This window comes from Mucilaginibacter puniceus, assembly GCF_054783175.1.
Genome location: NZ_BAAGRB010000001.1, coordinates 995,984 through 1,017,567, shown reverse-complemented (window position 1 = coordinate 1,017,567; position 21,584 = coordinate 995,984). Strand labels below are relative to the sequence as shown.

The window sequence follows — 21,584 nt, the reverse complement described above, 5'->3', positions numbered from 1 at the left end:
ATTTTGTGATAATGGTTAATCAAAAAAAGTTAATTAGGTTACCAGCAATCAGCGTAATGGGCACTCTAAACGCAAAATAATAACTCCATATCCACCAAATTGTTGGCAGGTTAGTAAATTAATTTATTTCCCAAATGCAGGCAAACCTTTTAACTGCCTGTACAACGGATAATCATCATAAGCAGACGATTGTGGCGCTTCATGAAAATTGGTACAATAGTATACCTGCAAATAGCTTTCAATAACGCCATTACGTATCACCGGGATATCGGCTAATTGCTTAACATTATTAAAAAACGGTTTTACATCATCATCGACAGTTATCTGATGATCCTCACCTATAACTATAGCATCTTTACCAATTAGTTTATTTGGATCAACCAAAAATGCCATATTGCGCGAATCACGGTTAAAGCAGATGATATCCTTTTTACCCTTTAATGCCCAATCTACCTTACCGGTTAGCCACCAGCGGGTACTGCCCGCAAATACTTTATCGTTGTTGAGCCAGCCTTCCTTTTCAAAGCGGGTCATAATATCATCATAGTCAACACCCTGCATAGTAGGGTCGGTTTTACCACCACCCAGGCTTACCACCCATTTAGGACCATAACTTTGCCAAAAGCCCGTTACCATGTGTAAACCTAATACGGTTATGGTGATTATAGTAAAGTAAATAGAAAAATTAAGCCACCTGCGGGTTAGGCGTTTGCGCTTTTCATCCGCACCATGTAAAGCTTTATCTATAGCGAAGCCCAGAGGCATAAATAGCATCATATAACCGGGTGCCTGCCAATGGAAATGATATTGTAGGTCGGCCCATAAGGTAATAACCGTAAAGAAGACTATGGGCAGTACCGACATCCAGAAATTAAAACCAAAAGCCTCCTGTGCACGCAGTTTATAAGTAACAAATAACTGCCTGATGGTTGGGAACCATATCCACGGTAATAACCAGGCAGCCTGCCCTCCTATGCTTCGTAAAAACCAATCAATATGTATTTGAAAAGGCTCGTGCCTGGTGCCTGCCCTTGTTCCCTGGAAAACAAACGATGCCCAGTTGTTTTTATAGTTCCACCAGATAACAGGCATAGCCATCAAAATAGTAATAACAATGGCCAAATATGGACCCGGGTGCTTTAGCCAATGACGCTGGTTTTTATTAACCGCTACGAATAAAAACACTCCTGCAAATATAAACAGCACATGGTATTTGCTTAGTGTGGCAAAGCCCATGCATATACCTATGATGATCCACAACAGATAAGCTTTTCGGCTCGCAGGATCAACTTTTTTATCCTCGCCTACACCTAATACCTTTATGACATAATACGTGCTTAAAAGCCAGAAAAATATCAACGGGCAATCGGGCTGGTACCAGCAGGCTATACCTATGGTAAATACCGCGCTTAAATTCATCAATACCACGGCCCAAAAGCCTGCCTTGGCATTAAATAATTTTTGCGTAATGAGGTATAGCAGCCAGCCTGCCCCTGCAAATAATAAAACGGTAGGGAAGCGAAGGCCTAAATTGGTGAGGCCAAATATTTTAATACTTAAACCACCCAGCCAAAAAAACAAAGGCGGCTGGTCAAAATAACTCCAGTCTAAATGCAGGGCACCACGAAAATAGTATGATTCGCCCACCCCTAAGCCGGTGTATGCGGCAATAAGCAGGCGGATAAAAAAGGTGATTATGATTAATTGGATGGTAAACGACCGGGCGTTAGCTTCAGTTAATTTCTTCATTAAACGGGCTTCATGTTTTGCCGGTGCAAGGTCCTGATTTTTTTAAATAATTTCAGGATTTATTTTCATCTGTCAATACCAACTTATCTTTAAAATAAGTTTCCAATACCAATTGCAGTTCATTGGGCTTTTGGGTGCCTATTAATATTTTCTTGTTGTTGGTCATAGTCAACTCTAATCCGTCATCGCCAGACATGGTGAAACAATCAGTTGTTGAATTATATCTTACACCCCAACCTAAAAATTCTTTTAAAGGGTTGTATTTTCTTATAGAAATACTTTTTACATCATTAAACCGGGTAACTGTTTCTCCCGAAAATATGCCAATACCGTAGGCTATTTCATCAGGTGTAATTTTTGTTTTCAATTTTTGCGACCCTACTACTAATGCCATAACAACAAGTACAATAAATATAATTACCAAAGCGGTGTTTGATGCTGGATGATTACCTATGGGTTTTCCTGAGATTATTTGAACCGCAGCCATTGCACCAAAAGCTACCGCAATTGGTATAGGTACAATAATTAAAAGAATATTCCTTTGAGTTTCCTCAAAAAGCACTTTACTCATTATTTTTCTTTTGCAACAATAGCATTTTAGCCGCGTATCTTCTCCCTAATTCATCAGCCGATGGACTATCAAAGTGCAGGTTATCGCCTTTGTGTACTAAGTTTTCGGTGGTAGCAACAGCTGTATTCGGCAATGCATCAGGTAGTTTATTTATCTCCGCGTTTATATTACCAAATGTGGCATATCGGCCCAACTCCCCGGCTACAAAGGGCAAGTTATCATTACCTACCATGGTACGGAAGCGGGTAATCAGTTCCTTCAATTGATCTAAATACTTAGCTACCTGCGCGGGACGGCCACTGTTTGATTCGCCCTGGTGCCAGATTATGCCTTTTACAACACCTGTTTGCATAGCCAGTTTAATACGGGCCACCGCGTCATCATAAGGGTGGGTACCGGTAGCCTGGTCTAAAGCCCCCGGCAGCCAGCTTTCAATAGGCGAGCCACCAACAGCAACAGGTATCAATCCTATTTTAACCTTTGGATTGGCCTTTGCCATTTGCACACCAAACTCCAATCCCGGGCCAACACCCGCGTTAGGTTTGTCAAAATGCATCGGGTGGGTTGCCTGCACCCATTTACCTTCTTTGTTTAACATGAGCACATTGGCATTACCCGCGGCTTTGTAAGCATCAGTTACCTCACCACGTCCCGCCATGTTTGATTGGCCCGCTAAAATGTATAATTCAAAATTAGGGTCAGGCTGTTGGGCATAAGTGTTCATAACAATGAATACTAAAAATAGGATTAGATATTTTTTCATTTTTGGTTGATCAGATTTACAATTGGTGTTTAAATATGAAAATTATTGTTGATAAATCCTAAACCTTAGCTGTATAACTAATAAAACAAAAAGAGCCAGCTAATAGCCGGCTCTTACTAGGGGTATTAAGTATTTTATTAAGTATTTATTGTGCCCAGCCACCGCCCAGGTCGCGGTATACACTGGTCACAGCATTTAATTGCTTTTGCTTGGTTTCTATGAGTTCCAGTTTGGCTTCTAATGCATCGCGCTGGGTCATTAATACTTCCAAATAATCGGCACGTGCAGACCTGAACAGGTCGCCTGATATGTCAATAGACTGTGTCAGGGCATCCACCTGTTGGCGTTTCAGATCATAACTCCTTTGCAAGTTCGTTACGCCCGATAGCTGGTTAGAAACTTCCAGGTAGGCATTCAAAATTACCCGCTCGTAGTTATACATGGCCTGCAGCTGGCGTGCGTTGGCATTTCTAAACTCGGCTTTAATAGCGGCGCGGTTGATCAGCGGTGCCGCCATATCACCCACAAACGAGTAGATCAACGATGCAGGTAACGTAACCAAATATGCTGGCTTAAATGATTGCAAACCCAGGGTAGCCGTAATATCAAACGATGGATAAAATTCAGCGCGGGCAACTTTCACATCCAATTTAGAAGCGGCCAACTCCAATTCGGCCTGCCTGATATCCGGTCGGCTTGACATGAGTTGCGATGGTATACCGGTATTAACCCTTGCAGGCGATAAGCTTAAAAAGTCGGTTTGGTCAATTACTATGGGCTGCGGGTAGCGGCCCAATAAAAGATTGATCCGATTTTCGGTCACTTTTATATCCTGCAAAATATCAAATTCCAGGCTTTGCGATTTCAGCACTTCGGCCCTGAATTTTTGCACCGCCAACTCTGTTACGCGTGAAGCCGTTTTTTGCACTTTAACAATCTCCAACGCGTTTTTTTGCAGCTCGATATTTTGCCTTACAACGGCCAATTGGTTATTCAACGCCATTAATTCGTAGTAGGAACTTGCTACTTCTGCAACCAGGTTGGTCAATACAAAATTCTTCCCTTCAACCGTTGCCAAATACCTTACAATAGCCGCTTTTTTAGCGGTACGTAATTTTTTCCAGATATCAACTTCCCAACTGGCGTATAAGTTAACGCCAAAGTCGGTTAATGGGTCGGGAAACTCCTTACCCGGCATGATCTCGGTACTGGCATCACCGGCACCCTGGCTGGTGTAACGGCCCACTTTTTCAACTCCGGCACCTACATGTGCCCCAACGGTTGGCAGCAATTTGCTATGGCGAAGTTTAACATCATTTTGCGCCATTTCAATTTCCTGCAGGGTGATCAACAGCTCCTGGTTGTTTTTCAGCGCAGTATCAATCAGGCTCACCAAATTCTTATCGGTAAAAAATTGGCGCCATTGCACAGATGTTATATTGGTAGTATCGCTAACATCGGTGTACACTTTTGGTACTTCTATTTTTTCCTCACGCTGTGCGATCTTCGGAATACTACAGCTGGCATAGCCCAGGCACAAGCCCAGTAAGGCTATACTTTTATATACGGTGCGATTATACATTATTATTCAGATCTTCAGTTAACGGATTTTCGTCTTCATGCTTAGGCTGAAAACGCTCGGCTATGGTGCCGAATATGAAATATAGCCCCGGGATAATGATCACCCCGAAAACGGTACCAAACACCATACCCCCGGCCGCTGCCGAACCAATAGTGCGGTTACCAATAGCACCCGGCCCGGTAGCAATTACCAGTGGTATTAACCCTGCCACAAAGGCAAACGAGGTCATGAGGATTGGCCTAAACCTGGCTACTGAGCCTGCAATAACGGCTTTGAATATTGAATCTCCGGCACGGTGTCTTTGTACCGCGAACTCTACAATAAGTACAGCATTTTTACCCAGTAATCCTATTAGCATTACCATGGCTACCTGGGCATAAATATTATTCTGCAGCCCAAATAGCTTTAAAAATAAAAATGCTCCAAAAATACCCGCCGGTAATGACAGAATAACCGGGAATGGCAGCAAAAAGCTTTCGTACTGGGCAGATAACAGCATGTACACAAACACCAAACATATCAGGAATATATAAATAGCCTGATTACCCCGGGTAACCTCGTCTGCCGATATACCGGCCCAGTCTATACCATACCCGCGAGGGAGCGCTTTTTTGGCTACCTCCTTAATGGCGTTAATTGCCGAGCCGCTACTGTAACCAGGGGCGGCGGCACCGCTAATTTCTGACGCGTTATACATATTATGCCGGGTGATCTCTGATAAGCCATATACCTTATCCATTTTCATAAATGAGGAAAAAGGCACCATGTCATCATGATCGTTCTTTACATATAACTTTAATACATCCTGCGGCAATGCCCGGTATTGAGGCAGGGCCTGTACCATTACTTTATACTGGCGATTGAATTTAATAAAGCTGGTTTCGTAATTACTTCCTATCAGGGTTGAGAGTGTATTCATTGCGTTCTCAATAGTCACTCCCTTTTGCTGAGCTATATCATTATCAACATGCAGCATATACTGCGGGAAACTGGCACTATAAAAAGTAAATACGGATGATAGCTCAGGACGTTTCTCTAACTCGTGCACAAAATCACGGCTCACGGTTTCCATCTTTTTATAATCGTTGGTTCCTTCCTTATCCAGCAAGCGCAGCTCGAAACCACCGGCAGCACCGTAACCGGGTACAGCAGGCGGCTGGAAAAATTCAATAGTAGCTCCGGTAATTTCTTTTGACCTCTCCTCCAACTGCTTTATCACTTCCTGTACTGAATGTTTCCTGTCTTCCCAACTTTTAAGGTTGATCAAACACGTACCTGAGTTAGCACCTGTTCCCTCAGTTAATATCTCGTAACCTGCCAATGATGATACAGATTGCACATCTTCCATCTTTTGCGCTATTTCCTGTAACCGTTCGGCTACCTGGTTAGTTCTTTCTAATGACGAGCCGGGAGGGGTTTGGATTACGGCATAAAACATACCCTGATCCTCGTTAGGTATAAATCCTGAGGGAATAGTAGTGTTTAATAGCCATGTACCCACACAAAACCCTATTAGCATAATAAAAGTTATTACCCGCCTGTTAACAATTGTCTTCAATAGGTTTTGATACCTGCCGGCAATACGGTTAAACCAGTTATTAAAGCTATCCAGTATTTTATATATCCAGTTTTTATTTTTGGCTTTACCATGATTATTCTTAAGCATAACCGCACAAAGCGCAGGTGTTAAGGTAAGCGCAACCACACCGGAAAGAATAATAGCAGTTGCCATAGTGATGGAAAACTGCCGGTAAAATATCCCTACCGGTCCAGACATAAATGCAACCGGTATAAATACGGCTGCCATTACTAAAGTTATGGCTATAATGGCTCCGCTGATTTCATGTATGGCTTCCTCGGTAGCTTTTACCGGCGAGAGGTGCTTCTCTTCCATTTTGGCGTGTACCGCCTCAATTACCACAATAGCATTATCAACCACTATTCCTATGGAAAGTACCAGCGCAAATAGGGTGATCATATTAAGCGTAATGCCAAAAAATTGCATAAACACAAACGTGCCTATAAGCGATACGGGCACCGCGATAGCCGGGATAAGGGTTGACCGCCAATCGCCCAGGAACAAAAACACTACTAATCCTACCAGTATAAATGCTTCTACCAGGGTATGCAGCACTTTCTCTATAGACGCATCCAGGAATTTGGAAACATCATAGCTGATCTCGTAATTCATTCCTTTGGGGAACGAACTTCCTTTTATTTCTGTCAGTTTTTCCTTAATGTCCTTTATAACCTGGCTGGCGTTACTACCGTATGATTGCTTAACCACAATTGCTGCAGAAGGCTTACCATTTAGGTTTGAATACAAGTCATAGTAAGAACTGCCAAACTCCACATCAGCCACATCCTTCAGGCGTAGCATTTCGCCATTGGGGTTTGATTTTATAATTATGTTCTGGTATCCCTCCGGCGTATTATACCTGCCGGGATATTTCAACACATATTCAAATGCCTCTGATCGTTTACCCGAGCTTTCGCCGGTTTTACCGGGCGAAGCTTCCAAACTTTGTTCATTAATAGCTTCCAAAACCTCATCGGCTGATACTTTGTAGGCCAGCATACGATCGGGTTTTAGCCATATACGCATGGCATATTCGCGGGTACCTAAAATTTGGGCCGAACCAACACCGTTAACCCTTTTTAACTCCGACAGAATATTAATATCAGCGTAATTATACAGGAACTTTTCATCAGCATGCGGGTCATCGCTGTATAGGTTGATGTACATTAACATATTCGATTCTTCGCGGGTAATCTTTACCCCTTCGCGTACTACTAACGGTGGCAACTTGTTTACCACAGAGGCTACCCGGTTTTGTACGTTGATGGATGCCTGATTAGGGTCAGTACCCAAATTGAATACTACCTGTATACCGGCCTCGCCATCATTACCTGCATCTGATGCCATGTACTTCATACCCGGTACACCATTTATGGCTCTCTCCAACGGGATAATAACCGATTTGATCATCAACTCGCCGTTTGCTCCGGGGTATTCTGCAACTACATTCACCTTCGGCGGCGATATGGATGGAAATTGCGTTACCGGTAATGTCGTAATAGCCAGTATCCCCAAAAAGGTGATCAATAGCGATATTACAATAGACAGAACCGGCCTATGTATGAATTTATTAAACATTTAATTTCTTATTTTGGGATTGGTCCACTATTCTGTTCTCAATTGCAAATGAGCAATAACCTCCCTTGGGGCGCGGTACTCGCTGGTTATTTTATCATCTTCTTTTACTTTTTGCACTCCCTCTAACAATATCTTGTCTGATGACGAGATGCCACTGCTTATTACATATAAATCGGGCATTTGACTGTAAATAGTGACTTGCTTTGACCTTACCACATTATCATTACCCACCACAAAAACATAGGTCTTATCCTGTATCTCATAGGTAGCTTTTTGCGGAATTATCAGGGCTCCTTTAAGCGGAACAGTCATTTGCACTTTACCGGTTTCGCCGTTTCTTAACAACCTATCGGCATTAGGAAAACGTGCGCGGAAGGCAATATTGCCGGTCTCGTTATCAAATTCACTTTCAATGGTCTCTACTTCGCCTGTGTATTTAAACGGTTGGTTGTTTGCCAAAAGCAGCCCCACTTTATTATTGGCACGTCCCTTCAAATTAGTTTGATAGTCCAGGTATTCAGGTTCAGACACGTTGAAATAAGCAAACATCTGGCTGTTGTCTGACAGGCTGGTTAACAGCGCTCCTTCATCAATCAAACTTCCTATTTTTAAAGGGATACGGTCAATAGTACCCGCAAACGGAGCACGTATCTCTGTAAATGATAAATGGATGTGCGCAAGCGATGCTTCGGCTTTTGCCTGGTCAAGCCTGGCATGTGCCATAGCTAACTCATTTTTTGAAACGATGTCTTTATCGGCCAAAGCTTTGGTATTTGATAGTTCAATTTCTGCCGCTTTTATTTCGGCCTGTGCTTTTTGATACTCGGCTTCATATACCTTTGGCATTATCCTGAACAGCAATTGGCCGGCGCTTACCGACTGGCCCTCATCAACATAAATGTTTTGCAGGAAGCCTTTCTCCTGCGCCCTTATCTCAATATTTCGTACAGACTTGATCTGTGAAACATATTCCTTAGTATAGGAAGTATCCACCTGTAGCGGACTAGTAACCACATATTTGTAGGATTCTTCTTTTTCTTCTGCTTTTGATGTACAGCTTGACGCGTATAATACTGCGGCTAAGCCCATTAGCATTACAATTTTTTTCATGATGTAATTAGTATTTAACAATTTTTAGTTATGGAGAATAAGCAATTCTCCTGTGCGCGGAACAGCACCAGTTTTCATCTAAAAATTGCACGCGAAAAGAATATTATATCCCAAAAAGGCATAGCAATTATTGAGCTAAACTAATGCTTAAGGGGTATTGATCAAATGCGCAACGCGCCTTGAAGAAGGTATTTATAGGCCCCGACGGTTAATAATTGCTTATAGCTGTAAAGCCGGTTCTTAAAGTATTTATAGAGGTAATTTAAAAATGAAGCATAGGCCAGTATTACCAGGCTAGTAACTAGCAATACGTACCTGCGCCGGAAGCCAAAATCGTCATCATCATTTACAACACTAACAATAGTTTGCTTATCGTCTAAGGGTAAAGTGTTATGTGTTATAACAGGATCCTGGTTAACAACGGGTAATTTTACTAATTGCGTTTTGCCAATGCGTTTGGTTGCCGGGCGGCTATTATCATTGGGCAAAATTCCGTATGCAGCGCAATACCCCCCTAACAATAGGAAGCAAAGGGACAGGATATACAAATAAGCAATTTTCATCTACGATGCAAAATTAATATTGGGCGGGCAAATGTAGTATATTATTAACATATTTTAACACATGTAATAATTACAAATTTAGTGCCTATGTTGTGAGGCATTAAGAACACATGTCACAAACTTTAGAATGGGGAATTTCTGCCCTTTAACTGTGGAAATTAATATGATATAAAACAAAAATAGCGATGGGTTACACCCACCGCTATTGGCATATATAATTAAGTTTAGGTATTTAAAATTTTTCTACGCCTTTTACATTCATTTTTACAGAGGTCAGTTTGTCTGACGGGCCGGTTATGAATAAAATATTATTATCCGGGCCGCCAAATACGTTGTTGGTAGCGCCACCTTTAATTGGGATTTTTAATACCTGGTTTCCCGCAGGATCAAAAGCGGTAATACCTAAACCATTACTGATATAAATGTTACCCTTTTCATCCATTGACATACCGTCGCCGCCCATATCAGCAAATTTTTTCATGTTGGTAAGGGTACCATCGGTATTAATGTCAAATACCCAGGTACCTCCCATATTATTGCCGGCCCATTTATTTACGTATAGTTTCTTACCGTCGGGGGTACCTACTACGCCATTTGGCCATGAGTCTGAATCCCAGCCCATAGCGTCGGATGTTACCCTAACCAACGTTTTTGAACCCTTTGCCAAATAATAAACATGGCCGCCTTTACCTGTTGTTGCCTGCTCTGAATGTGTTGGCTCCCATGGCTGCTGGCGCGGATCGCCGATGGCCCAGTAATTACGCGGGAATATTGGGTCAGTTATATATAAACCACCGGTAACCGGGTTTATCCAAACATCATTAGGTCCGTTAAGCAATTTGCCGTTATACTTACTTGCTAATATAGTACGGTTACCATTTGGGGCAATTTTCCACAACTCGCCATTCATATCTGCGCAGGCAATTAGATAACCATCCTTATCAAACGCCATACCGTTTGAGCGGCCGGTACCTACCAAAAAGGTCGAAATTGTTTTGGCTTTTACGTCCCATTTAAAAATCTTATCATTAGGCTGATCGGTAAAGAAAATATTGCCCTCTTTATCAACCGCGGGGCCCTCACTAAAGGCAAAATCGCGGGCCAGGGTATCCAGTTTTCCTTTTGCACTGGCTGCAACTAACCTTCCGGGATCAACAATGTCCGATGCTACATACTCATCCTCAGGATTTTTCTCATCTTTTTTGCAGGAATTGAATGCCACAACGCATACCAATCCCATCAACAGGTAATTTCTTTTCATAAAAGGTTGTTTTTTAGGTTATTAATTATTGGTTAGGCTAATTTAGGTAATTATTTCGTTACGAAACAATATCTTACGAAAATTTTTAAACAAAGGGAAATAATATTCAATTATTAATATACACATACCACTTAAATTGCAGATAATTAAATAAAAATTAAACTAAACATGATTAAGCTGGGTGCTTCACTGACAAAGTAGTGTTACATCTTTAAGTAGGTAATACTATGCATTGATGTGTTGCCGCTACTCTTCAACATAGCATAGTTAGTTCCCTTAGATACGCTGCAGGGATAAGAAATAAGATCAGTTTTTACCCTCAGTAGTCATAATAACCATGCTGCCGGGATACTGTATGTTTGCATCATTTTCGGCAGTGATAAAAATTCGTTGTGGATTAAACGCGCTAACGGTTTGCAATTCGCCCTCTAATGCACTGGAGAAAAAACCACTTGAACTTTTTAACTGTCCAATATTTTTGGTACCGTTGTTTTCTGTTACCATCCAAACCACATAAAGCTCGCGTTTGGGTTGCAGGCGGTCAGGCTCGGCCAGGTTATTAACCTTAACGGTGATAGCGTAATTATTATTAGCGTCTTTGCTGATCTTAGCGGAACCCTGTGCCGCGGGCACTACCGCCGAGGTAACAAAATTTAATTTCCTTGAGCAGGAAGTTAAAGTAATGGCAACTGCAATGCTAAGAAACAATACTAAACGGTACGGGATTTTCATGTGTAGTGATTTAATAAAATTCGGGATGGCAAATGCTCAGATATTCCATCCTTTTAATACTACATTACTACCGGGCTTTTGTTTCCTTTTAATAGTTAAATAACTTAACTACCTGTTTACTAAAGGTTATTATCAAGAGAAGGCTGATCATTGCCCGCCCCTTCTGCTGCTGTGGACGTATTGCTCACCCATAACGTCCTGGTTGGATAGGCAAATTCTATTCCCCGGGCAGCAAAGGCAGCAAAAATATCAAAGTAAATTTCCTGTTGCCTGTCCATGTAAAAATTATATTCTCTGCTTTCCACATAAAAAACAAACTCAAAATCCAGGCTTGAATCACCAAAACCTGAAAAATGCCCCCTATCAAAACGAACATCTGCTTTGGAGCGAATTATATCATTGATCATTTCGGGAATTTGTTTCAATTGCTCATACGGGGTTTGATAAACAACACCAATATTAAATACAATACGGCGTTGTTCCATACGCTTATAGTTGTGTACAGGTGTGCTGGTTAAATACGTGTTTGAGCATATCAGTTGTTCGCCGCTCAAAGTCCTTAAACGGGTGGTTTTAATACCTACATATTCTATCACACCCATTTTTTCTTCAACAATTATGAAGTCGCCGATCTCAAATGGCTGATCAAAGAAAATGATAAAATAACTAAATAGATCGCCTAAGATGGTTTGTGCGGCAAGTGCTATAGCAATACCTCCAATACCCAAACCCGTTATAATAGTGGTAACGTTATACCCCAAATTACTTATCAGGAAAAGGATTCCCAAAAGCCAGATAACCACGTTGATAATGATGAGCATCCCCTTGACCTGCTTTTCCTTGGTTTCGCTATCTTCCTGCTTTTCCAGAAAAGAAAAAACAAAATTCTTTATCACTGCAGATATGATCTGCAATATAAAATAGGTTACCGCAAACAGAAAAGCAACATCAATTATATTGGTTAAAACAGCAGGCAGCACCAATACTTTAATGGCAAAATTAACGACTGTTATATAAAGAAGTGGGATCACCGATTTTTCAATCGTGGCTATAAGGAAATCATCAAAAGTGTTTACTGTTTGAGCCGACCATTTTCTGAGTCTGATTAGAACGATCTTTTTAAATATAACAATTGCTATAAATGATGCGATTAAAATACCCAAGCAGGTAAGCCAAACCAAGGTGGTATTTCCAAAAAATGAGCTATTCCATATTTCCTTCATAATAGTAGAAGATTTGATCCCGTTAGGGCAGTAAATAATATAGCACTTCACCCGGTAGATAAAAGTACTGTGATTAATTGCCGGCTGTCTGAACAGACACCGTGTGATGGCTTGAATATTTTACAAGCATGTACCCAAAACAGGCGGGCACCGATGCGCAAAGTTAAGAAAACATTTTTTAACCGTAATAGCTGTCACCAACTCAAAATGGTATTTAAACGGCATAACCAATTAATAAGGTAAGATTATGTATTTTTGGTTTTTAGGCACCCTCTTAACTTATCTAATTTAAATTAATGGATATATATCATATTATCGCTGCGCTTATATTTCTTACCATGGTATTTGCTTATATAAATGCCCGGTTTATTAAATGGCCATCCACTATAGGCATAATGGCACTTTCGCTCATCACTTCTATTTTGCTGGCTATATTTGGGGCAAGAGTGCCCTGGCTGGCAAACAATGCTACCAATTTAGTAGGTGCCATAGACTTTAAGGTAGTGTTATTGGAGATCATGTTAAGTTTCCTGCTTTTCGCCGGCGCCATACATATTGATTATAAAAAACTAAAAAAACAGCTTATACCCATAATTGTACTGGCCACTGTTGGTACGTTGATATCAACGGCACTTATTGGCGGAATGACCTATTATTTGTTAGTACTGTTTAATGTGCATACCCCTTTTATTCATTGCCTGCTTTTCGGGGCACTCATTTCGCCTACCGATCCTATTGCGGTGCTGGGCATTTTAAAAAAAGCAGGCATTCCTGAATCGCTTGAATTGAAGATAGCGGGCGAATCACTTTTTAATGACGGTGTTGCTGTTGTTGTTTTTTTAACTATCCTTGAAATATTAACTGTTGGTGTTTCCGAGCTTTCGGCTATTGATGTAGGGTTGCTTTTTATGCGCGAAGCCATTGGCGGCCTTTTGTTTGGCGGTTTATTGGGATATACAGGGTTTCTAGCTTTGAAATCAATAGACAATTATAGGGTGGAGGTACTAATAACCCTGGCTGTAGTAATGTGCGGATATTCGCTGGCCAATACTATTCACGTCTCAGCCCCTCTTGCCATGGTAGTTACCGGCATCCTTATTGGCAATAAAGGCAGGGAATCTGCACTTTCTGAGCAAACAAGAGATTACCTCGGCAAGTTTTGGGACCTGATTGACGAAATATTTAATGCTATACTTTTTATGTTGATAGGGCTTGAAATGCTGGTAATAAAAGTTGAATCAACCATAGTTATACTTGGTGCTATTCTTATTTTGTTGGTTTTAGCATCTCGCTATATTTCTGTTTTTCTTCCGGTGCAGATTTTGCGTAAGCGTATGCACCTCGAAAAAAATGCAATAGTTATACTTACCTGGGGGGGCCTTAGAGGTGGAATATCTGTGGCCTTAGCGCTATCATTGCCAGAGAATATGCACCGTAACGAATGGGTGCTGATCACTTATATTATTGTAGTATTCTCTATCATAGTGCAGGGACTGTCAGTAGGAAAACTCGCTAAGCGGCTGTTATTACCATAGGGATTTACTCTACCACTAACCTTATAGCCGTTGATTTATAACGCACCCTTAGCCATTTCTGTAACTTATCCCTATCTGCCTTCCGCAATGTTGACTTAAAATCGGCAAGTGCAACCTCAACAGTGTCTGTTACCAGGCTGTCGGTTTTGCGATATAGTACCATACGGCTCAACCCAAAAGACCTTATTGCCGGGTATAATACCTTCAATTCGGCCAGCACGGCTGTATCAGCAGTTATCGTATCCTCATTTTCTTTGGCTGTATTATAGGTAGTATTACTAAACACATCTTCCAGTATACTGGCTTTAATTTGGCTTAGGTCAATTTGTTGCTTGGCATTTAAGCCCTGCCGTATATTTAATTTAACGTTTTGCAATTTATAATTGTTAAGCCGCCTGTTCAGTGTATCAATCATTGCCTTATCCAGTTCTTCACCTAATAAAAGTATGTCTATAGATTTCTCGTTGGTGCGATAAATGTAGTTACGCGATACTACCTGCGTATTTTTAAATTTAAATTGTTCATCTATAAATTTGTGGGCATTGGCCTCAAATATACTTTTGTCAACTATACGGTATGCCATAAATATGCTCGGCACAATGGTAATTAAAACTATAATGACAATATACCTGGTTACTCTTTTCTCCGTTTGAGCATCTTCGGCATGAAACTTAGTCATTTTAAGGTAACGCGCCATTAAAAAGGTACCAATAGCAATAAAAATGCTATTAATAAAATACAGGTACAACGCGCCTAAAAAGAAATACCAGTTACCCGTAGCTATACCAAAACCCGCGGTGCAAAGCGGGGGCATTAGCGCGGTAGCAATAGCTACCCCGGGCACTACGTTATTTTTTTCCTTTCTTGATGCTGCTACCATTCCCGCCAGTCCGCCAAAAAAAGCAATAAATACATCCCATATAGATGGGGATGTCCTCGCCAGCAATTCGGATTGTGCCTCATGCAGCGGCGAAATGGAAAAATACAGTGTAGACGTCAATATACCGATGATGGTTGCCACCAGCAGGTTTCGGGCACCTTTTTTTACCAGATCCAGATTGTTGGTACCAATACCCAGACCAATACCCATAACCGGGCCCATAATGGGCGAAATTAACATCGCTCCGATAACTACAGCTGTAGAGTTAACGTTTAACCCAATGGAAGCAATAAAGATGGCAAAGATGAGTGCCCAAAGGTGCACACCCTTAAAATCAACGTCTTTACGTATAGAATCAACTATGTCGGCTTCGTCTGCCCTATCTTCCAGCAGGCTAAAGCGGCGAGCCAGGAAAACTTTAATGCTGCGAAATATCTCGTTCATGTTTATGTTAAGTGCCGGCTATTATTATTTAGGTTGTGGTTAAATTTTGAACAATATATATAATTGTTTATGAATTTTTAGTTATTTCCTGTTGGATGCTTTTTTGCGATGTAAAGTTCCTGTACCAACACCATTACAATAAGCACCAGCGGTGTAGCAAGTATGATACCTAAATACCCGGTCAGCGATCCTACTATTAACTGGCCGGTAATAATCATTGCCGGGGGAATGCTAACCAACTTATTTTGAACCATGGGGGTAATAAAATTACTTTCAACTACCTGTATAAGGGTATATACGCCAACAATTATAAGCGCAGTATCAATCCCCATAGACAACCCCACCAGCACCGCCGGTATCATGGCGATAATAGGCCCAAAGTTGGGTATAAAATTAAGTATACCGGCAATCAGGGCTAAAGCAAATAGCATAGGGATACCCAAAATTGCCAGTGCCACGGCTGTTAAAATAGCTACAACTGCCATAGCGAATATTTTTCCTGCCAGCCATCTCTTCAGTTTGCTATCAAGTTTATGCAAAATATCCTGTGCCTTTGCCTCGCCTTTGGCTGGTATAAGGGCAACAATACCTTTTACATATATGCCTGGCGACACGGTAAAAAAAATCCCCAGAAATATAATAACATATAAGTCGCCAAGCACACCAAAGGTTGAACTGAATAACTTTTTAGCCTGATCTGTAATTTGGGTTGAATTTGTACCCGAAACCTGTTCCAGAATTTTTTGGCCAATAGTTGTTTCGTTTAAACGGTCCTTAGCCTGTTGTACCATTGATGGGAAATTGGAGCTTAATTCTTCAATTTGCGATTGCACCTTACTGCCTATCAACAACAACAGTAAAATTAACAGTATAAAACTTGCGCATACAGAAATAGTCATGCTCCATGCTCGTGCAAGCTTTGTCTTTTTTTCTATAAAATCGGCCAGGCCGTGAAAATATAAGGCAATCAAGGATGCAGCCAGGACCATTAAAAATACATTAAAAGTTGTTTTAACTATCAGTACCACCACTATAAGCAAGGTGGTTAACCCTAACTTCTGCTGGAATGTTAATTGTTCTTTACTGTCGGTGGAATCTTTTTTCATGGGTTAATAAATGTACCATAATAGTGCCAGTTTACGGTGTTGGCCGGTAATTCATATTTTCTAAAACTAAACAGTGGGCTATTCCTTGTATAACAAGGGGCTACCTGATACTGGTGCCCATACTTCACTTTTAAACATTTAATCTTTGTAATTATGGCTGCAAATAATGATAATTATTCAAATTCCCCGTCTTTAATACACAACAAACCATTTCTTATTGCCATAGCAATAGCAGTGGTATTAATGGCCACCATTTGGATATGGAAAGCTATTGAAATTAGTAACTTAAAGGATAAAGCTCAAACCGAACAGCTTGCATTAAAAGCGGAAGCCAACCAACAACTGTTACAGGCGCATAGTCAGCATTTGCAACTATTGGCTAAACCTTTTGTATGGGCATTAAGAACCGAAATGATGCAAGGCAATTTAAACCAGGTAAATCTTTATATGGCCGACATGGTTAAAGAGCAAAACATACAGCGAATTATAGTAGCAGATACTAAGGGGACAATAATCGCATCTACCAATAAGAAAGATGAAGGACGGCCCTGGGCAGAAGTTATAACAGATGCTGATGTAAATATTGCCAACACACAAGTTGATACTGCCGCAAATGTACTAACCATGACCAGTCCCATTATGGGATTTAATAACCGTTTGGGAACATTATTGATAAAATATACCGTACCGAACAATAATCAATAGTGGTAATACAGTGATGTAAATATAGTATTCCTATTTTTACTACCGCAGGATCCTATGCAAGAGACCCTGCGGGGACATCAAACGTCCAAATACTATTACTTACTTCTTCGGTTTATAATCTTTCCATAACCACTCCAACGCCAGGGGGTAGGTTTGCCTTTTTACGGCACCCTCCACATGTTTGGCGTTTTTGGCAAATACATACTGGTAGGTGTATTTTTTATCGGCCAGTGCGCGGGCCATGTTTTCGTTAGCCAGTACCCAATCGTGCATTTCATCGCGCATTACGTTGGGGTTATACAAGTCCTGGTCGCCTACTTCCATCCATATACGTAAAGGTTTACGCGGATTATTAGGTATCAGGCTTTTATGAAACTCCCAGGCACCACCCGGTATTTTAGGGTTATAGGGCCACTGCTGGTTTACATACGTACCCGAGTAGGTTAACACCCTATGGTACCACTCGGGATGGTACCAGGCCATGGCCAACGCTGCTGAACCGCCCGAACTGGCACCCATTGCGGCGCGAGCATCAGGGTCCTTACTCAATTTCACATTAAACTTACTTTCCACCATTGGCAATATTTCGTATTCAACAAACTCGGCAAATACACCGTTCATGGTATCGTACTCCAGGCCGCGTTGGCTTCCCTGCGCGTCGCCGCCACCATTACCTATGGATATGGCTATCATTGGTGGAACTTTCCCGGCATTAATTAAATTATCCAGTACGGTAAACAATAAATTATCAGGACCATCCATGCCTACTATAAACGGCGCGACGTTACCCACTACATATTGTTTGGGCACATACACTGCTACCTGGCGGGTATAGGGTTGCGGATGGCTGGTAGTTACATTTAATTTAGCAGGATTGTCCGGGTCGGGCGTGCCAAAGGTGCCCCTGTCTTTAGCTATGCCGGGGTAAATCTTACTATCGGTTGAGTTAATGGTAAACCGGTATATGGTACCCTTGGGTACGGTATCGTAAGCTACGCTATACGGCGAAGGGGTATGCGTTGGGCCTATGATGAAATTACCGGTAGCGGTTGGCGGCGGCAGTTTACCATCGTCTAATGCAATTTTTTTTACGTAACCGGGTGTAAGCGGATCGCGAATGGGGATTTGAGGCCCCTGGGCAACTACTGCATTTACATTCACTAACATAGCCAACACTACGGCTGCGCCATTGATTATTGGAAAACATTTCATACTAAGCGGTTTATCTTGGAAGATTAAATGTAGTATTTTTAACAGATATTGCAAATAGGTGGCGCACCGGACCAAAAAAAATCCCGCTTGGTTAAAGCGGGATCAATACAGTGTTAAATAATTTGATCTATTTTAATGACCTTATCCATTGTGCAATTTTGGTTGCATCGGCCACGCTAACCTGCGGCATTGGCGCCATTGGGGTCGAGTAATCCGGCCAGTGCTCTGGCTTTGGATTTTTTATTAATTCTAATATCTGTGCTACGGTATAGTTACGTTTAGCAACTTCGCTATACGCCGGACCAACCAATTTGGTAGTTGGTGCATGACAGGCTAAACAGGTATTTTTTTGCAATAACGGTTTTACTTCCTCGTAAGTTGGCGCTTTGCTAACCTTAACAACTACAGCTTTTTTAGCGGTTGTTGACTTAGCAGCAGTAGTAGCTTTAGCAGCAGTAGTAGCTTTAGCAGCAGTAGTAGCTTTAGCAGCAGTAGTAGCTTTCGTAGCCGTAGTTTTTGCCTCAGCTATTTCCCTATTTATTGCTGCTGATACAGATCTGTTAGCCGCCGCCAATGCCGAGTTCCTCCTGCTGATGCCTGATCCGGTCAACTTTGTACCCGACGGGATGTTGTTTAACGTATAATAAGCCGTTGGATGTACCAGGCTATAATAATGCTCTTTCTCGCGTATGCCATCAATAGTGATGGTATGGATGTATTCCTTGCGCATGTTATTTACTATTAAACGCGCTTTTAAGCCATCGTCAGACACTTTTACACCTATAACCGGACATTTCTCGGTAGCTACCGGCGGACTGCCGTATACGCCGTGATATTTATAAGTAAATCCTTCAATAGCATACGATGCCAAATCCTCTGCAGATTTGCGGTCGACAGGTTTGGTAAATTCAATTTCAAAGCCGTCTGTTTTGGCACGTATGGCCTTCATTTCAAAAGGTATATCGTTGTTCCACTCCAAACGTTGCAGGCCCATGGTAGCCTCGCCTGCTGATCCCCACCCGCGGTTACTTTCGCCAACAGCTAATGAACCATCCTTTAACCACGATAACCTGATTACGCCTGAACTAAAACCACTACGGAAAGCCATTGCTGCTCCCTGGTATTCGCCATTAACTTTCTCTAAAAACACACGGCTCAGCATACTCTGGCCCTGGTCGCCCACCAATAACTGGCCCTCAAACGGACCAAATGAACCTTTAGGTATTTTTACAATTTCCGTATTGGATATACCCAAAATAGCATGTGGCAACCATACAGCAGGCATCACTAATTCGGGGAATAGTTTTTTCTCGTCGTACTTGGTTTGATAAACCTCGTTCACAATATTTTCTGGCTTAACGGGTTTGCCTTTTTCATCACGCTCCACACGCGGGTTATTTTTAGCGTAAAATTGCTCCTGTGTCAATTTAACGGGTGAGTTTGGCAGGTTGGTCCATACCAAACTGGCGGGATGGCCCATAAAGCCGCCTTTAGGCACCTTCATCAAACTACCCGAACCTACCCAGTCGCCCTGATTATCGGTATACCACAATTCACCGTCGATCATGCTAATTCCGCATGGCGAGCGCATACCTGCTGCCCATGGGGTTACTTTACCGTCTTTGGTGATGTTTAATGTCCAGCCTCTCCATGGTGCCATGCTTTGCGGGTGCCACCACTCGTCAGGGAAACCCAGGTTAAGGGTTACAAAAAAGCTGCCGTCAGGTGCCAGTTTAGGGCCAAAGCTATATTCATGGTAGTTACCGGTAATTGGCCAGGCATATACGGTCTCGAACAGATCGCCTTTGCCATCGTTGTTGGTATCGGTTATTTTGGTTAACTCACCACGCTGCGCTACGTATAATGAACCGTCTACCCACTCGGCACCCAGCACTTCATGCAAACCTGATGCAAATTTGGTAAACACCGGGTTTAAAGTATGCGGATCCTTTATCATAAAAATATCGCCGCGGCGGGTGGTTGCCGCCAGTGTACCATTAGGCAGTGTACATAAACCGCCCACTTCTAAAATACTACCGGCAGGTGCTGTAATGTTTTTTATTTTAAAGTAGTCGTCTTCCTTAGGTGATTCGGCCTGTGCAAAAGCCTGGTTGCTGCCTGCTAACAGATAGGACACAGCCAGCACGGGTAATAAATTCCTGTATGTTTTTGATATTATATTTTTCATCAACTATCAGCTTAAAAAATAACAGAGTAAGTTAATTTACCTTTAAAAGGCACGATCAGTTCCTGGCCCTCGGCAGATAAGCGTATTACAGGTACTACCCCATCATCCAGGTGTACCTGGTAAGCTTTATCATCAATGCTATATAAGGCTTCGCTCACCTTTACAATTTGCCTGGCCGAGGCTAAACGCGCGTACATGCCTGTGGTTGCGCCTTGTGCGGTTATCTCGCGTTTTATGCCTTCGCCGTTAGGTAATACTCTGCTGGCATCGCTCACTTGTGCGCCGTAAATTTGGTACATAAATGTTGGCAGGCCGGTATCATCCAATTTATAGCCTGTTGGTTTATACCGTGTACCGGCAGTGTCGGCCGACCAAACAGCCTGGTCAGTACTTAATTTATTGATCACTAAGGCCGGTTTGCCAAAATAGGTTGCTTTACCGCGTACTTTTGATGAACCGTCGCCGCGCTCTATCCACATGCTTGAGGCATTTAAGAAGTCGCCTTTCCATAAAGCAACTATCATCCCTTTGTCCATATCATAAGTGTAATGAACCGTAGTAGGGCTACCCACGTTAACACTATGCGTTACCCTGCCGTTTCCTCCGGGCAGATCAATAAAGCTGCGCACTATAGTGTTCTCTGTAGCGTCAATATAAATTGGATCTGGGCGTTTTCTGGGTTGTGCTAATACTGTGGTAACGGTTAGCCCGGCAATAAATACCGTAGCAACAACATTCTTTAATAAATTATGCATAAAAGGCAATTATAAAATTGGTTGTAATATTTGGCTTTTAAATGTCAA

Annotated in this window: 17 protein-coding genes; 2 read left to right on the top strand and 15 right to left on the bottom strand. The window is 41.9% G+C overall.

Annotated features, from left to right (window positions below; translation table 11 throughout):
* Positions 1-123 precede the first annotated feature (123 nt).
* From ACYVJ6_RS04795 to ACYVJ6_RS04750, 10 genes are all read right to left on the bottom strand, one after another.
* Entirely contained in the window at positions 124-1,749 is a 1,626-nt protein-coding gene (locus tag ACYVJ6_RS04795; protein WP_460692891.1) for an ArnT family glycosyltransferase, read from the bottom strand.
* A 52-nt stretch (positions 1,750-1,801) separates the two neighbouring features.
* Entirely contained in the window at positions 1,802-2,320 is a 519-nt protein-coding gene (locus ACYVJ6_RS04790) for a hypothetical protein (RefSeq protein ID WP_460692890.1), read from the bottom strand.
* Positions 2,313-3,083: a sialate O-acetylesterase gene (locus tag ACYVJ6_RS04785; protein WP_460692889.1), complete on the bottom strand. Its 771-nt coding sequence runs from the start codon at positions 3,081-3,083 to the stop codon at positions 2,313-2,315. Before ACYVJ6_RS04785 ends, ACYVJ6_RS04790 begins: the two co-directional genes overlap by 8 nt.
* Positions 3,084-3,228: 145 nt before the next feature.
* On the bottom strand, positions 3,229-4,665 hold the full coding sequence (locus tag ACYVJ6_RS04780; RefSeq protein ID WP_460692888.1) for a TolC family protein: 1,437 nt from the start codon (positions 4,663-4,665) through the stop codon (positions 3,229-3,231).
* A complete protein-coding gene (locus tag ACYVJ6_RS04775; RefSeq protein WP_460692887.1) occupies positions 4,658-7,822 on the bottom strand; it encodes an efflux RND transporter permease subunit in 3,165 nt (1,054 codons plus the stop codon). Before ACYVJ6_RS04775 ends, ACYVJ6_RS04780 begins: the two co-directional genes overlap by 8 nt.
* A 27-nt stretch (positions 7,823-7,849) precedes the next feature.
* Complete coding sequence (locus ACYVJ6_RS04770) at positions 7,850-8,932, bottom strand: efflux RND transporter periplasmic adaptor subunit (protein WP_460692886.1); 1,083 nt, start codon at positions 8,930-8,932, stop codon at positions 7,850-7,852.
* A 161-nt stretch (positions 8,933-9,093) separates the two neighbouring features.
* Complete coding sequence (locus tag ACYVJ6_RS04765; protein ID WP_460692885.1) at positions 9,094-9,495, bottom strand: hypothetical protein; 402 nt, start codon at positions 9,493-9,495, stop codon at positions 9,094-9,096.
* A gap of 232 nt (positions 9,496-9,727) precedes the next feature.
* The gene (locus tag ACYVJ6_RS04760; RefSeq protein ID WP_460692884.1) at positions 9,728-10,756 is read right to left on the bottom strand and encodes an SMP-30/gluconolactonase/LRE family protein; all 1,029 of its coding nucleotides are present in this window, start codon (positions 10,754-10,756) and stop codon (positions 9,728-9,730) included.
* 306 nt (positions 10,757-11,062) lie between these two features.
* On the bottom strand, positions 11,063-11,488 hold the full coding sequence (locus ACYVJ6_RS04755) for a hypothetical protein (RefSeq protein WP_460692883.1): 426 nt from the start codon (positions 11,486-11,488) through the stop codon (positions 11,063-11,065).
* A gap of 119 nt (positions 11,489-11,607) precedes the next feature.
* On the bottom strand, positions 11,608-12,711 hold the full coding sequence (locus ACYVJ6_RS04750) for a mechanosensitive ion channel family protein (RefSeq protein WP_460692882.1): 1,104 nt from the start codon (positions 12,709-12,711) through the stop codon (positions 11,608-11,610).
* Between the two features lie 296 nt (positions 12,712-13,007).
* On the opposite strand from ACYVJ6_RS04750, the gene ACYVJ6_RS04745 reads away from it, so the two are divergent.
* Complete coding sequence (locus tag ACYVJ6_RS04745) at positions 13,008-14,246, top strand: cation:proton antiporter (RefSeq protein ID WP_460692881.1); 1,239 nt, start codon at positions 13,008-13,010, stop codon at positions 14,244-14,246.
* A gap of 4 nt (positions 14,247-14,250) precedes the next feature.
* Here ACYVJ6_RS04745 and ACYVJ6_RS04740 read toward each other — a convergent pair whose 3' ends face one another.
* Positions 14,251-15,570 (bottom strand): TIGR00341 family protein, encoded by a 1,320-nt coding sequence (locus ACYVJ6_RS04740; protein WP_460692880.1) that lies wholly within the window; start codon positions 15,568-15,570, stop codon positions 14,251-14,253.
* A 77-nt stretch (positions 15,571-15,647) separates the two neighbouring features.
* Positions 15,648-16,676 (bottom strand): AI-2E family transporter, encoded by a 1,029-nt coding sequence (locus tag ACYVJ6_RS04735; protein ID WP_460692879.1) that lies wholly within the window; start codon positions 16,674-16,676, stop codon positions 15,648-15,650.
* 153 nt (positions 16,677-16,829) lie between these two features.
* Between ACYVJ6_RS04735 and ACYVJ6_RS04730 the strand changes: the two genes are divergently transcribed.
* Entirely contained in the window at positions 16,830-17,381 is a 552-nt protein-coding gene (locus ACYVJ6_RS04730; protein ID WP_460692878.1) for a hypothetical protein, read from the top strand.
* 99 nt (positions 17,382-17,480) lie between these two features.
* On the opposite strand, the gene ACYVJ6_RS04725 is transcribed toward ACYVJ6_RS04730, so the two are convergent.
* The 3 genes from ACYVJ6_RS04725 to ACYVJ6_RS04715 all read right to left on the bottom strand — a co-directional run bounded on the left by ACYVJ6_RS04725 (position 17,481) and on the right by ACYVJ6_RS04715 (position 21,536).
* Complete coding sequence (locus ACYVJ6_RS04725; RefSeq protein ID WP_460692877.1) at positions 17,481-18,593, bottom strand: alpha/beta hydrolase; 1,113 nt, start codon at positions 18,591-18,593, stop codon at positions 17,481-17,483.
* Between the two features lie 127 nt (positions 18,594-18,720).
* Positions 18,721-20,781 (bottom strand): c-type cytochrome, encoded by a 2,061-nt coding sequence (locus ACYVJ6_RS04720; protein ID WP_460692876.1) that lies wholly within the window; start codon positions 20,779-20,781, stop codon positions 18,721-18,723.
* Between the two features lie 11 nt (positions 20,782-20,792).
* Positions 20,793-21,536, bottom strand: a complete 744-nt coding sequence (locus ACYVJ6_RS04715) for a hypothetical protein (protein WP_460692875.1) — start codon at positions 21,534-21,536, stop codon at positions 20,793-20,795.
* Positions 21,537-21,584 lie beyond the last annotated feature (48 nt).

Coding starts and splice junctions, on each gene's coding strand:
- ACYVJ6_RS04795 (WP_460692891.1), bottom strand. CDS start 1,749: ATGAAGAAATTAACTGAAGCTAACGCCCGGTCGTTTACCATCCAATTA.
- ACYVJ6_RS04790 (WP_460692890.1), bottom strand. CDS start 2,320: ATGAGTAAAGTGCTTTTTGAGGAAACTCAAAGGAATATTCTTTTAATT.
- ACYVJ6_RS04785 (WP_460692889.1), bottom strand. CDS start 3,083: ATGAAAAAATATCTAATCCTATTTTTAGTATTCATTGTTATGAACACT.
- ACYVJ6_RS04780 (WP_460692888.1), bottom strand. CDS start 4,665: ATGTATAATCGCACCGTATATAAAAGTATAGCCTTACTGGGCTTGTGC.
- ACYVJ6_RS04775 (WP_460692887.1), bottom strand. CDS start 7,822: ATGTTTAATAAATTCATACATAGGCCGGTTCTGTCTATTGTAATATCG.
- ACYVJ6_RS04770 (WP_460692886.1), bottom strand. CDS start 8,932: ATGAAAAAAATTGTAATGCTAATGGGCTTAGCCGCAGTATTATACGCG.
- ACYVJ6_RS04765 (WP_460692885.1), bottom strand. CDS start 9,495: ATGAAAATTGCTTATTTGTATATCCTGTCCCTTTGCTTCCTATTGTTA.
- ACYVJ6_RS04760 (WP_460692884.1), bottom strand. CDS start 10,756: ATGAAAAGAAATTACCTGTTGATGGGATTGGTATGCGTTGTGGCATTC.
- ACYVJ6_RS04755 (WP_460692883.1), bottom strand. CDS start 11,488: ATGAAAATCCCGTACCGTTTAGTATTGTTTCTTAGCATTGCAGTTGCC.
- ACYVJ6_RS04750 (WP_460692882.1), bottom strand. CDS start 12,711: ATGAAGGAAATATGGAATAGCTCATTTTTTGGAAATACCACCTTGGTT.
- ACYVJ6_RS04745 (WP_460692881.1), top strand. CDS start 13,008: ATGGATATATATCATATTATCGCTGCGCTTATATTTCTTACCATGGTA.
- ACYVJ6_RS04740 (WP_460692880.1), bottom strand. CDS start 15,570: ATGAACGAGATATTTCGCAGCATTAAAGTTTTCCTGGCTCGCCGCTTT.
- ACYVJ6_RS04735 (WP_460692879.1), bottom strand. CDS start 16,676: ATGAAAAAAGATTCCACCGACAGTAAAGAACAATTAACATTCCAGCAG.
- ACYVJ6_RS04730 (WP_460692878.1), top strand. CDS start 16,830: ATGGCTGCAAATAATGATAATTATTCAAATTCCCCGTCTTTAATACAC.
- ACYVJ6_RS04725 (WP_460692877.1), bottom strand. CDS start 18,593: ATGAAATGTTTTCCAATAATCAATGGCGCAGCCGTAGTGTTGGCTATG.
- ACYVJ6_RS04720 (WP_460692876.1), bottom strand. CDS start 20,781: ATGAAAAATATAATATCAAAAACATACAGGAATTTATTACCCGTGCTG.
- ACYVJ6_RS04715 (WP_460692875.1), bottom strand. CDS start 21,536: ATGCATAATTTATTAAAGAATGTTGTTGCTACGGTATTTATTGCCGGG.